This window comes from Pseudomonas sp. NPDC087615, assembly GCF_044743445.1.
GTDB classification, from domain to species: domain Bacteria; phylum Pseudomonadota; class Gammaproteobacteria; order Pseudomonadales; family Pseudomonadaceae; genus Aquipseudomonas; species Aquipseudomonas baetica_A.
Map to the genome: position 1 here is coordinate 33,499 of NZ_JBIUWM010000049.1, position 11,952 is coordinate 45,450.

11 protein-coding genes are annotated in these 11,952 nt (G+C 58.4%); 7 read left to right on the forward strand and 4 right to left on the reverse strand.

Features of this window, described 5'->3' with window-relative positions:
• The first annotated feature begins 35 nt into the window (after positions 1 to 35).
• The 4 genes from ACIOU6_RS21595 to ACIOU6_RS21610 all read left to right on the forward strand — a co-directional run bounded on the left by ACIOU6_RS21595 (position 36) and on the right by ACIOU6_RS21610 (position 4,027).
• A complete protein-coding gene (locus ACIOU6_RS21595; RefSeq protein ID WP_003223226.1) occupies positions 36 to 383 on the forward strand; it encodes a ribonuclease E inhibitor RraB in 348 nt (115 codons plus the stop codon).
• Positions 384 to 848: 465 nt separating this feature from the next.
• Positions 849 to 2,258 (forward strand): circularly permuted type 2 ATP-grasp protein, encoded by a 1,410-nt coding sequence (locus tag ACIOU6_RS21600; protein ID WP_103303811.1) that lies wholly within the window; start codon positions 849 to 851, stop codon positions 2,256 to 2,258.
• Between the two features lie 12 nt (positions 2,259 to 2,270).
• On the forward strand, positions 2,271 to 3,221 hold the full coding sequence (locus ACIOU6_RS21605) for an alpha-E domain-containing protein (protein WP_221733905.1): 951 nt from the start codon (positions 2,271 to 2,273) through the stop codon (positions 3,219 to 3,221).
• Complete coding sequence (locus tag ACIOU6_RS21610) at positions 3,218 to 4,027, forward strand: transglutaminase family protein (protein WP_221733904.1); 810 nt, start codon at positions 3,218 to 3,220, stop codon at positions 4,025 to 4,027. The genes ACIOU6_RS21605 and ACIOU6_RS21610 overlap by 4 nt, the downstream gene beginning before the upstream one ends.
• A 128-nt stretch (positions 4,028 to 4,155) precedes the next feature.
• Here the strand turns inward: ACIOU6_RS21610 and ACIOU6_RS21615 are convergent, their stop codons facing one another.
• Entirely contained in the window at positions 4,156 to 4,977 is an 822-nt protein-coding gene (locus ACIOU6_RS21615; protein ID WP_401138840.1) for a c-type cytochrome, read from the reverse strand.
• Between the two features lie 585 nt (positions 4,978 to 5,562).
• Here ACIOU6_RS21615 and ACIOU6_RS21620 point away from each other — a divergent pair.
• The 3 genes from ACIOU6_RS21620 (at position 5,563) to ACIOU6_RS21630 (ending at position 9,761) form a co-directional block, all read left to right on the forward strand.
• Positions 5,563 to 6,768 carry an acetyl-CoA C-acetyltransferase gene (locus tag ACIOU6_RS21620; RefSeq protein ID WP_401138836.1) on the forward strand — a complete coding sequence of 402 codons (1,206 nt, stop codon included), beginning with the start codon at positions 5,563 to 5,565 and terminating at the stop codon, positions 6,766 to 6,768.
• A 24-nt stretch (positions 6,769 to 6,792) separates the two neighbouring features.
• Positions 6,793 to 8,937, forward strand: a complete 2,145-nt coding sequence (locus ACIOU6_RS21625; RefSeq protein ID WP_401138837.1) for a 3-hydroxyacyl-CoA dehydrogenase NAD-binding domain-containing protein — start codon at positions 6,793 to 6,795, stop codon at positions 8,935 to 8,937.
• A 95-nt stretch (positions 8,938 to 9,032) separates the two neighbouring features.
• A complete protein-coding gene (locus ACIOU6_RS21630) occupies positions 9,033 to 9,761 on the forward strand; it encodes an amidotransferase (protein ID WP_401138838.1) in 729 nt (242 codons plus the stop codon).
• 47 nt (positions 9,762 to 9,808) lie between these two features.
• Here ACIOU6_RS21630 and ACIOU6_RS21635 read toward each other — a convergent pair whose 3' ends face one another.
• The 3 genes from ACIOU6_RS21635 to ACIOU6_RS21645 form a co-directional block, all read right to left on the reverse strand.
• Positions 9,809 to 10,780: a magnesium and cobalt transport protein CorA gene (locus ACIOU6_RS21635; RefSeq protein WP_221733900.1), complete on the reverse strand. Its 972-nt coding sequence runs from the start codon at positions 10,778 to 10,780 to the stop codon at positions 9,809 to 9,811.
• Positions 10,781 to 10,916: 136 nt separating this feature from the next.
• Entirely contained in the window at positions 10,917 to 11,639 is a 723-nt protein-coding gene (locus ACIOU6_RS21640) for a 1-acylglycerol-3-phosphate O-acyltransferase (protein ID WP_221733899.1), read from the reverse strand.
• Positions 11,640 to 11,830: 191 nt separating this feature from the next.
• The coding region (locus ACIOU6_RS21645) for an integrase core domain-containing protein (protein WP_401138841.1) at positions 11,831 to 11,952 on the reverse strand (122 nt) is incomplete at its 5' end.

Genomic DNA, 11,952 nt, shown 5'->3' on the forward strand with positions numbered 1-11,952 from the left:
CGGAAAGTCTATCCATCATCCGAGGGGGACGATTCATGAGCACAGCCTATCAAGAAGACATCAGCAGCAACGTGCTGCGCCGCATGAAAGAAGGCGGTTTCGATTTTTCCCGATTCCATCCCATCGAGTTCTACGCCATTTTCCCGGACGAGGAGCGGGCGCGCAGGGCGGCAGGCAAGTTTCGCGGTGAATCCATCAATGCCCAGGTCAGTGCGCGCGACGACGGCGCCTGGTCTCTGGAATTAAGCAAAGTGATGTACGCGACTTATGACGATATTGGCGATTTCGAGCAGGGCTTCTCCGCCGTGGTCGAACCGCTGGGTGGCATCATCGAGGGCTGGGGCGTCAAGCAGGAGGTACGCAACCGCTACCGTTTGAACTGATCTCTGGTGTTTTTTGTTGAGCAACGGCTGACCTTCGGGTTGGCCGTTTTCGTTTATGGATCTCTTTTGCTTTCAAAACGTTTCACGCACGCAAAAAAAAGCCACCGGAGAGGGTGGCTAAAAGGGAAGACCGATAAATCGATGAAACCGTTCAGGGCCAAGGCTTTAAGGGCTGCACTGGCAGGCCGGATCAATTGAGCTGAAGACCTGCGCGTGGCAGCTTTTTCAGCGGATGCGCGGATTATCCGCCGCCCACGCCGAGCAGTGAAATCAACTCTGACTATGCTGGTGATAGACGACAACACTGCGTCGCAATGAGGCGGGCGCAATCAGGTTGGGGCATTTGTTGCACAGGAATGGTGCGGCGCCTGCGGCGTGAATATCCAACTGATTGAAATCAAAGCGTTTATGCCGATGGCACGGGCCTTGCGAAGGCCTGTATGTCCGGGTGACAAGGAGTACGGCATGATCCGCACCTATTTTGATGAGATGTACGATGCCGGCGGCCAGGTTCGCCCGCATTACCGGGAGTTTGCCCGGTGGTTGGCCGACACGCCTGACGAGCTGCTGGCCCAACGGCGACGCGAGGCCGATCTGCTGTTCCATCGTGCCGGGATTACCTTCACGCTCTACGGGGACGAGCAGGGCACAGAGCGCCTGATTCCTTTCGATACCATTCCGCGCAGCATCCCCGCCAGCGAATGGCGGATCGTCGAGCGCGGCTGCATCCAGCGGGTCAAGGCGTTGAACATGTTCCTCGCCGACCTTTACCACGAGCAGCGCATCATCAAGGCCGGGATCATTCCCGCCGAGCAGGTGCTGGCCAACGAGCAATATCAGTTGGCGATGCAAGGGCTGGATCTGCACCGCGATATTTATTCGCACATCTCTGGTGTCGATCTGGTGCGCGACGGCGACGGCACCTATTACGTGCTCGAAGACAACCTGCGCACACCGAGCGGCGTGAGCTACATGCTCGAAGACCGCAAGATGATGATGCGCTTGTTCCCGGAGTTGTTCGCCGCGCAGCGCATCGCGCCGATCGACCACTACCCGAACCTGTTGCTCGACACCCTGAAAAGCTCAAGCCCGATTGATGACCCGAGTGTGGTGGTGTTGACGCCGGGGCGCTTCAACAGTGCATTCTTCGAGCATGCTTTTCTGGCGCGGGAAATGGGCGTTGAACTGGTGGAGGGCGCCGATCTGTTTGTGCGTGACGACAAAGTCTTCATGCGCACCACCGACGGCCCGAAAGCGGTCGACGTGATCTACCGCCGTCTCGACGACGCGTTCCTTGATCCGCTGGCGTTCAATCCGGATTCGATGCTGGGTGTGCCGGGGCTGCTGTCGTCCTATCGCTCCGGCAACGTGGTGCTGGCCAACGCCATTGGCACCGGTGTGGCCGATGACAAGTCGGTGTATCCGTTCGTGACCGACATGATCCGTTTCTACCTCGATGAAGAACCGATCCTGAAGAATGTGCCGACCTGGCAATGTCGCAATCCGTCTGAACTTTCCCATGTGCTGGCCAATCTTCCGGATCTGGTGGTCAAGGAAACCCAAGGCTCGGGCGGTTACGGGATGCTGGTGGGGCCGGCAGCGACGACGGCGGAAATCGATGCGTTCCGCGAGCGGATCAAAGCCAAGCCCCACGCGTACATCGCGCAACCGACGTTGTCGCTGTCGACCTGTCCGACCTTTGTCGAAAACGGCATTGCGCCACGCCATATCGACCTGCGTCCGTTTGTCTTGTCCGGTCGCGAAACGCGGGTTGTGCCAGGCGGTTTGACCCGTGTCGCCCTGCGTGAAGGCTCTCTGGTGGTGAATTCCTCCCAGGGCGGCGGAACCAAGGACACCTGGGTGGTCGAGGATTGAAGGAAGCTTGCCATGTTAAGTAGAACTGCCTCGGATCTGTATTGGATGTCGCGTTACCTGGAGCGAGCGGAAAACCTCGCACGGATGCTCGATATCAGTTATTCGCTGTCGCTGATGCCGCAAGACGGCCGCGGCGATGGTCTGCACGAACTGGCCATGCCGCTGTTGATCACCGGCACCCTCGACGATTATCTGGAGCGTCACGGCGCGCTGCATGCCGAACGATTGCTGCACTTTTTCGCCCTCGATGCCGCCAATCCGGCAAGCATCTACAGCTGCCTGGGCGCGGCGCGGGCCAGCGCTCACGCGGTGCGTGGGCGAATCACCGCAGACATGTGGGAAAACATCAACGCCACTTGGCTGGAGATTCGCGGGATCGCCGAACAGGGGCTGAGCCGTTATGGCATGAGCCGTTTCTGCGAATGGATCAAGGAGCGTTCGCACCTGTTCCGTGGGGCGTCCTACGGCACGATCATGCGCAACGATGCGTTTCGCTTCATTCGCTTGGGGACTTTTATCGAGCGCGCGGACAACACCTTGCGCCTGCTCGATGCCCGCTACGAAATGGCGGGTGATCAGGCCGAAGCGGTCAGTGACGGCACTGCTCACGCCTACTATCAGTGGAGTGCTTTGCTCAGGGCTTTGTCGTCGTTTGAGGCCTACACCGAAATCTATCGCGATGCGCCGGGGGCGAGGCATGTCGCCGAGCTGCTGCTGTTGCGCGCGGATGTGCCGCGTTCATTGCGCGCCTGCACCGAAGAGATCGACCAGATTCTCGCGCAGTTGCCCGGGGCCAACGGTCGGCCGGCACAACGGCTGGCCGCAGAAATGGACGCACGCCTGCGCTACACCGGCATCAGCGAAATCCTCGAGGAAGGCCTGCACGCCTGGCTGACCGAATTCATCCCGCTGGTGCGCCAGTTGGGTAACGCTATTCACAGTTCCTACCTGGAGGCTGCATGAGACTTTCCATTAGCCACGAGACCACCTATCACTACGAAGATCAGGTGCGGGCGAGCATCCAGTACCTGCGGCTGACACCCCACGACAGCGAGCGTCAGCACGTATTGAGCTGGCAACTCGACCTGCCGCGCCCGGTGCGTGCGCAACTCGATCCGTTCGGCAACATCCTGCATGTGTTGACCATGGACGAGCCGCACGAAGCGATCATCATCGGCGCCCGTGGCCAGGTGGATATCGATGAGTTGCGTGAGGCAGAGCACGAGAGCCAGTCGGCGTTACCGTTCCTGCGTTTTACTCGACTGACCGAGGCCGATGAGGCGCTGCGTGCGTTCGCCGAAAAAAACTGCAAGCAACGCCGCGACCGCACGGCGCTGATCGATTTGATGCACGGCTTGAACCAGCACATGACGTACACGCCGGGCTCCACTGAAGTGGATACCAGCGCCGCCGAGGCGTTCGCCGGCCGCTCAGGCGTTTGTCAGGATCATGCCCACGCGTTCCTGGCCTGCGCGCGTAGCCTGGGAATCCCATCGCGGTATGTGTCGGGTTATCTGTATAGCGAGGATTGTGAGCACCTGGCCAGCCATGCCTGGGCTGAGGCGTGGCTGGATGACGCCTGGTACAGCTTTGACGTGACCAATCAACTGGCTCGACCTGAGCGACACCTGAAACTGGCGGTGGGTCTGGATTATCTGGATGCCTGCCCGGTGCGCGGGATGCGCCGTGGTGGTGGGTGTGAGCAGATGCACGCGAAGGTGTTTGTATCGCCGACGCCGGTGCCGGTCATCTCCGTGCAACAGCAATAGGATTGGGGATGCCGCAAATGCTGGTAAGCCAGCCCACAGGTTATGCGTTGATTTTGAATCAGCATTGATCCTGTGGGAGCGGGCTTGCTCGCGAAGAGGTCAGAGCCAACAACCCAAGGCTCAAGAACTCAGGGCTTAACCTTGCGCCCAGCCATATGCTGCAAATACCCGATCAACATCTGCAAATCCCCATCCGGCAGCACATCGGCAGAAAACCCCGGCATCTTCGCCTGCGGCCACTGACGCAAACTTTGTGGGTCACGAATGTAGCGCTTGAGGAAGTCCGCCCCGAAATACTCGGTCGGGTTATACGGAATATTCAGATCCGGCCCGAACTGCGCATCTCCCGCACCATTCAATCGGTGGCACGCCAGACAGTTTTTCTGAAACAGCGCAAAACCCTGATTCACCGGATCATCGGCTTTCAGCGCAGGGTCAGGCAGCAGGGCAGGGAAGCGTTCGGCCACTGGTGCCATGCGCTTGATGCTTGCCACTTCGAACGGCCATTGCTCCGGGCTGATATTTCCCGCTTGTGGATCGGTCCACACCAGATAGAACGGCCCGGCGCTGTGCTTGCCCTCGGACAGAGGTGGCCATGGCTGAGCCGGATCTTCGATCGCCAGCCAGGCCCGCGCGCCTTTGGTGCTGAGCAATGGCGCAGCAGCCAGTTCGGCGGCAAACCCATCGAGTGCCACCGCTTGCAGGTGATCGTCGGGTTTGATCCCTGTCAGCAACGCAGCCATGGGCACGGCGCGATAGGTCATGCCCTTCTTGTAGGACACATCATTTTTGATCGTGAGGGTTTGCACTTGAGGATGCTTGAGCAACTCCTCGGTCTGCCAGGTACGGCTGTTTTCGCCAAGCCGCAGATCCAGTTGTGCCGCAGCCAGAGGCATGCTCAACAGCAACGGCAAGAACACAATAAGCGCTTTCAAATGATCGTCATCAATGTTGTGGGAATGCGCAAAGGTTGGCACAGACACGCTGGCCCGGGTAGCGGGCCAGTCATGTTTTTAGTGGCAATAAGCCGCGCCTGCCGCTTGGGTTCAGCCGATGACCTTGGTCAGGTTCGGCAAAATCAACAACAGCGTCGTGGCGAAAAGAATGAGTCCTGCTTGACGAACTTTCGGTTGTTTGAACATGGCTTGACCGCCTTTATTGTTATTTCCTGATGCTTGCCTGCATATCCATGACGGCAAGCGCTGCACTTCCTGTTAAGAACGCCTGCCCCGGCAAAACCCGACGACCATGACGTACCTGTCTTACATTAGGGCCCGCGTCACGCTTGGCTTAGATCCATTTCATATGGAGTTCCTACCATTTTCGATAAAAAGGACATGAGGCTTATTGCCAGCTTCTTTGCCGCCCGCTTGCTAGACAACTCGCCGACCTGAACCGGTTCACCCGGCGGCTGATGACCGTCCGTCTGAGCGTGTGCGTCAAGCGTATTGAGCGCTGAGGTCATTGAATCCGTGGGCGCTCGGGTCAAGAGTGAAGGCACAAGAAATCACTCACCGCACAGGTTCGAGGACGTCATGACCCAAGCTTTGATTTTCGATGCGTTACGCACGCCCCGCGGCAAAGGCAAGGCCGATGGCGCACTGCACAGCGTCAAACCGGTGAGTCTGGTGGCCGGCCTGCTGACCGCTCTGCAAGAGCGAACCTCACTGGACACCAGCCAGGTCGATGACGTTGTGCTGGGCTGCGTCACGCCGATGGGTGATCAAGGCTCTGACATTGCTAAAACGGCAGTGCAGGTGGCCGATTGGGACGTGAGCGTGGCGGGCGTGCAGATCAACCGCTTCTGCGCTTCGGGGCTGGAAGCGGTGAACCTCGGCGCCATGAAAGTACGCTCGGGTTTTGAAGACCTGGTGGTGGTCGGTGGCGTTGAATCGATGTCGCGTGTGCCGATGGGCAGCGATGGTGGTGCTTGGGCGCTGGATCCGCAGACCAATCTGCACAGCCACTTCACGCCTCAGGGCGTTGGTGCCGATCTGATCGCCACCCTCGAAGGCTTCAGTCGTCAGGACGTCGATGCCTACGCGTTGCACTCGCAACAGAAAGCGGCGCGGGCCAGAGCTGATGGTTCGTTCAGTAAGTCGCTGGTGCCCGTTCAGGATCAGAACGGCATCATCCTGCTTGATCACGATGAGTTCATTCGCGCCGAATCGACTCTCGAAGGGCTGGGCAAACTCAAGCCAAGTTTCGAAATGATGGACCAGATGGGCTTCGACGCCACGGCGCTGCGGGTCTACAGCCATGTCGAGCGGATCAACCACGTACACACACCCGGCAACAGTTCCGGCATTGTCGACGGCGCGGCGCTGATGCTGATCGGCTCCGAAGCCAAGGGCCGGGCGCTGGGCCTGCAGCCTCGGGCGCGAATTGTCGCCACGGCGGTCACCAGCACTGATCCGACCATCATGCTCACCGGCCCCGCGCCGGCCACGCGCAAGGCGTTGGCCAAAGCGGGATTGCGCGTAGAGGAAATCGATCTGTTCGAGGTCAACGAAGCGTTTGCGTCGGTGGTCCTTAAATTCATCAAGGACATGGCCGTCGATCCGGACAAAGTCAACGTCAACGGCGGCTCCATCGCCATGGGCCACCCACTGGGCGCCACGGGTTGCGCGATCCTCGGCACCTTGCTCGATGAACTGGAAGCCCGACGCCTGCGCTATGGCCTGGCGACGCTGTGCGTCGGCGGCGGCATGGGCATTGCCACCATCATCGAACGTCTCTGAGCCCCGAATTCAAGGAACCTTGTTATGAGCGAAGCCATTCGTTACGAAAAAGGCCAGGACGGGATCGTCGTGCTGACCATCGACATGCCGGGCCAGAGCGCCAACACCATGAACGCCCTGTATCGCGAGGCTATGGCCGCTTGCGTCGCCCGGCTTGTCACTGAAAAAGACCGCATTGCTGGCGTCATCATCACCTCGGCGAAGAAAACCTTCTTTGCAGGTGGCGACCTCAATGAGCTGATCAAGGTCGGTAAGCCAGAAGCCAAAGCGTTCTACGACATGGTGCTGTCCCTCAAGGGGCAATTGCGCACTCTGGAAACCTTGGGCAAACCGGTGGTTGCGGCGATCAACGGTGCGGCGCTCGGCGGCGGCTGGGAAATCTGCCTGGCTTGTCATCATCGCGTCGCTTTGGATGACGCGGCGGTGCAACTCGGTTTGCCGGAAGTCACCCTCGGCCTGCTGCCGGGGGGCGGCGGGGTCGTGCGCATGGTGCGAATGCTCGGCATCGAGAAGGCGCTGCCTTATCTGCTGGAGGGTAAAAAAGTGCGTCCGCAGCAAGCGTTGCAAGCCGGTTTGATTGATGAGTTGGCGGCGGATCGCGATGAGCTGCTGGCCAAGGCACGCGCCTGGATTGTCGCCAATCCGGCGGCGGTGCAGCGCTGGGATGTCAAGGGGTACCAGATTCCCGGCGGCACGCCGTCGAACCCGAAAGTGGCGCAGATGCTGGCGATTGCGCCGTCAATACTGCGTACGAAAACCCAAGGCACGCTGCCAGCGCCGGAAAAGATTCTGTGTGCGGCGGTGGAAGGCGCTCAGGTGGATTTCGATACCGCGCATCTGATCGAAACCCGCTATTTCACCGAGCTGACCACGGGGCAGATTTCGAAAAACCTGATCGGCACGTTCTGGTTTCAGCTCAATGAGATCAATGCCGGTGGGTCGCGGCCGCAGGGGCTCGCGCCGTATAAAACGCAGAAAGTCGGCGTACTCGGTGCGGGGATGATGGGCGCCGGGATCGCTTTTGTCAGCGCCTCGGCGGGCATTGACGTGGTGCTCAAGGACATCAACCTGGCGGCGGCCGAGAAGGGCAAAGCGCATTCGGCGGCGCTGCTGGACAAAAAAGTCGCCCGCGGGCAAATGAGTGCTGAACAGCGCGAAGCGGTGCTGGCGCGGATTCATGCCACTGAAACCGATGTCGACCTGGCGGGTTGCGATCTGATCATTGAAGCGGTATTCGAGGATCGCGAACTCAAAGCGCAGGTGTCTTTGGCGGCTCAGAAGGTTGTTGGCGCTGATGCCGTGATCGCCTCCAATACTTCAACCTTGCCGATCACCGGTCTGGCGAGTGCCGTCCCCGATCAGAGCAAATTCATTGGCCTGCACTTCTTCAGCCCTGTGGAGAAAATGCCGCTGGTGGAAATCATCAGAGGCGCGCAGACCAGCGATGAAACCCTGGCCCGTGGTTTTGATTTCGTACTGCAAATCAAGAAAACGCCGATTGTGGTCAACGACAGTCGCGGCTTCTTCACCTCACGCGTGTTCGGCACCTTCACCAATGAAGGCATCGCCATGCTCGGTGAGGGTGTAAGCGCACCGATGATCGAGACCGAAGCGCGCAAGGCCGGGATGCCGGTCGGGCCTCTGGCAATCTCTGACGAAGTTTCCCTCAGCCTGATGAGCCATATCCGCAAACAAACGGCCAAAGACCTGCAAGCAGAAGGGAAAGCGCTGACTGAGCACCCGGCCTTCGCCGTGATTGATTTGCTGCTCAACGAATACAAGCGCCCCGGCAAAGCGGCTGGCGGCGGTTTTTATGATTATCCGGCCGGTGGGCAGAAGCATTTGTGGCCGCAGCTGAAAACCCGTTTCGAGAAGGCTGATGGGCAGATTTCGCCGAAGGACGTGCGCGACCGTCTGTTGTTCGTGCAGGCCATCGAAACCGTGCGCTGTGTGGAGGAGGGGGTGCTGACCTCAACGGCGGACGCCAATATCGGTTCGGTCTTTGGTATTGGTTTTGCGGCGTGGACCGGTGGTGCGTTGCAGTTCATCAATCAATACGGGGTGAAGGACTTCGTCGCCCGTGCGCAGTATCTGGCGGAGCAATATGGCGAGCGTTTTGCACCACCGGTGTTGTTGTTGGAGAAGGCTGCGAAAGGCGAGCTGTTTTAAGTGATAGGGAGAAGGCTGCGGGGCTTGCCTTGTCTGGGTGTTTCAGGGCAGGCTCTGGGGTGTTCATTATTCCCTTCATGTGTCAGGTATTTTTTATGTCGCTACGCATCTGCATTCTGGAAACCGACATCCTGCGTCCGGAACTGGTCGATCAATATCAGGGTTACGGGCAGATGTTTCAGCGTCTGTTCTCGCAGCAACCGATCGCCGCCGAGTTCACCGTCTACAACGTGATGCAGGGCGAATACCCGAGCGACAACCTGACGTTCGATGCGTACCTGGTCACCGGTAGCAAGGCCGACTCCTTTGGTACCGACCCGTGGATTCAAACCCTCAAGCAATACCTGCTGAGCCGTTACGAGCGTGGCGACAAACTGCTCGGTGTGTGCTTTGGCCATCAACTGCTGGCACTGCTGCTGGGTGGCAAGAGTGAGCGCGCGACTCAGGGTTGGGGCGTTGGCACCCACAACTACAAACTGGCGGCCAAGGCGCCGTGGATGAGTCCGGTGCGTGAGGAGCTGACACTGCTGATCAGCCACCAGGATCAGGTGACGGCGCTACCGGAAAACGCCACGGTCATTGCTTCCAGCGATTTCTGCCCGTTTGCGGCGTACCACATCAACGATCAGGTGCTGTGCTTCCAAGGGCATCCGGAATTCATTCACGATTATTCGCGTGCGTTGCTGGAACTGCGTCAGGAAGCGTTGGGTACGCAGATTTACAGCAAAGGCGTGGCCAGCCTTGAGCAGGAGCATCATGGCGCTACGGTCGCGGAGTGGATGATGCGCTTTGTGGCGCACAAGCCAGAAGCTAAAGCTGTTTAAAATCTAACGCGGAATTTGTGGTGAGGGAGCCATTCCTCATCACAGCATTACAACCAGCCCGACTTCTTGAAACTTGCCCACAAACTCACACATCCCACCGTAATAAATCCCAGAACGCCGAAGTAACCGTAGTGCCAACTCAGTTCGGGCATGTTCTGAAAGTTCATCCCGTAGATCCCCGCCACCGCTGTCGGGAACGCCAGAATCGCCGCCCACGCCGCAAACTTGCGCTGCACTACGCTTTGTCTTGACGCCTCAAGCAAAACACCGACTTCGATGGTCTGGCTGGCGATTTCCGCCAGTGTAGTCAGGTCTTCCATCTGTCTTGTGACGTGGATTTGCACATCGCGGAAGTACGGGCGCATGTTCTTGTCGATAAACGGAAAGCTCAGTCGTTGCAGTTCTTCGCCGATTTCCACCATCGGCGCCGCGTACCGGCGCAGACGCACTACGTCGCGGCGTAAGCCATGAAGCCTTTGAATGTCGTGTTCGTTCAACGCACTGCACAGCACATTGCGCTCAAGTTCATCAATCTCGGCATGGATCGCTTCGCCTACGGGCTGGTAGTTCTCGATCACAAAATCGAGCAGCGCATAGAGGACGAAATCTTCCCCATGTTCCAGCAACAGCGGGCGTGCTTCACACCGTTGACGGACATAGGCGTACGACGCCGAGTGGCCGTTGCGCGCGGTAATGATGTAACCCTTGCCAGCGAAGATGTGGGTTTCGATGAATTGCAAAATCCCGTGTTCGCGGATTGGCGAGTACGTAACGATAAACAAAGCGTCGCCAAAGGTTTCCAGTTTTGGCCGGCTGTGTTTTTCCAGGGCATCTTCGATGGCCAGTTCGTGCAGGTTGAATTGGCGTTGCAGGTTGGACAATTCCTGCGCGTTCGGCTCTTCGAGGCCGATCCAGACAAAGTGGCCGGTTTTGGCGGCCCAGGCGGCGCCTTCATCAAGTGAGATATCGGTGACTTTCTTACCCGCGCTGTACACCGCAGCAGCAACAACTCGACCCATGGTGGTGGTTCACTTCTTCTTGGTAAATGGCAGGAATTAAACGGCTTCAGCTTAGCCGTGTCGCTGCTTGAGAGTCAGTGAAATCCGCACAGTTCACCGCACAAAAGAAAACCCGCACGGCGGCGGGTTTGTTTGGTCAGGCGGCTTGCAGTTGCCGATCCATCGATTCGATGCATTCGCGCATTTGCTCGCGGCACTGGCTGATGAGCATGGGCATGTCGTCCATGGTCAGTCCAGCGGTAGGAATTGCCGGCAACGAGCGTATGAGAACTTTCCCGCTGCGCCAGCGATTCAAACGCATGTGCTTGATGTAGCTGCTGACACACACCGGAACGATCGGCACGCCAGCGGCAATCGCCATCTGGAACGCGCCTTTCTTGAACGGCAACAGTTCTTCACCGAGGTTACGCGTGCCCTCCGGGAACACCCAGATCGACGTGTCTTCGTTCTGCAAGGTTTGTGTGGTGGTGAGCATCGACTGGCGCGCTTTGTGCGCATTGCCACGGTCAATCAAAACGTTGCCGGCCAGCCAGAACAATTGCCCGAACAGCGGCACCCACTTCAGGCTCTTCTTGCCGATGCAGACGGTGCGGCGCGGCACGACATTGCCGAACACGAACAAATCATAGTTGGATTGATGATTGGCGATGATCACGCAACTGTCAGGCTTGCTCATCAAGCCGCTGACGTCGGACTTCACTCGCAGACGCAAAATGCACATCGCCGGCAAGGCGTAGAGGCGGGCGCATAAACGGCTGTTGTCCGGATTGAATGGGCGGCACAACCCGAGGATCACCCCCAGCACTCCGGCTAAAATAAAGTGCAGGCTCATCAATAACATACGAAACACGAACAGCATTTTCAGGCCCCACCGGCACAAAAGGTGGCGCAGTGTACGGATGTGCACTGTTTTCGGCAATTGCCGCTATAGAGTCAGGAGATAGGCGATGTTTAAGCGCATGTTTCAGATTTGTTTGTCAGACGCGTCCTAGAGCAGCCGTGGCGCTTTCAACGGAGCTTGTCTAGTCCTGAAATAGGTTTACACCTGTTTCACCCCAACGCCCGATGCACTGCATTGGGCGTTTTGTATTTTAAGGACAGGTGCGGGCGTTCCTGGTTGTAGATCAGGATCGCTTCTCGCACCATTTGCTCCGCTTGCGCCAAGTCTTTCG

What these genes read in the sequence shown, in the direction of transcription:
- ACIOU6_RS21635 (WP_221733900.1), bottom strand. Translation starts at nt 10,780, where the DNA reads ATGGGTCGAGTTGTTGCTGCTGCGGTGTACAGCGCGGGTAAGAAAGTC.
- ACIOU6_RS21605 (WP_221733905.1), top strand. Translation starts at nt 2,271, where the DNA reads ATGTTAAGTAGAACTGCCTCGGATCTGTATTGGATGTCGCGTTACCTG.
- ACIOU6_RS21620 (WP_401138836.1), top strand. Translation starts at nt 5,563, where the DNA reads ATGACCCAAGCTTTGATTTTCGATGCGTTACGCACGCCCCGCGGCAAA.
- ACIOU6_RS21630 (WP_401138838.1), top strand. Translation starts at nt 9,033, where the DNA reads ATGTCGCTACGCATCTGCATTCTGGAAACCGACATCCTGCGTCCGGAA.
- ACIOU6_RS21625 (WP_401138837.1), top strand. Translation starts at nt 6,793, where the DNA reads ATGAGCGAAGCCATTCGTTACGAAAAAGGCCAGGACGGGATCGTCGTG.
- ACIOU6_RS21610 (WP_221733904.1), top strand. Translation starts at nt 3,218, where the DNA reads ATGAGACTTTCCATTAGCCACGAGACCACCTATCACTACGAAGATCAG.
- ACIOU6_RS21640 (WP_221733899.1), bottom strand. Translation starts at nt 11,639, where the DNA reads ATGCTGTTCGTGTTTCGTATGTTATTGATGAGCCTGCACTTTATTTTA.
- ACIOU6_RS21600 (WP_103303811.1), top strand. Translation starts at nt 849, where the DNA reads ATGATCCGCACCTATTTTGATGAGATGTACGATGCCGGCGGCCAGGTT.
- ACIOU6_RS21595 (WP_003223226.1), top strand. Translation starts at nt 36, where the DNA reads ATGAGCACAGCCTATCAAGAAGACATCAGCAGCAACGTGCTGCGCCGC.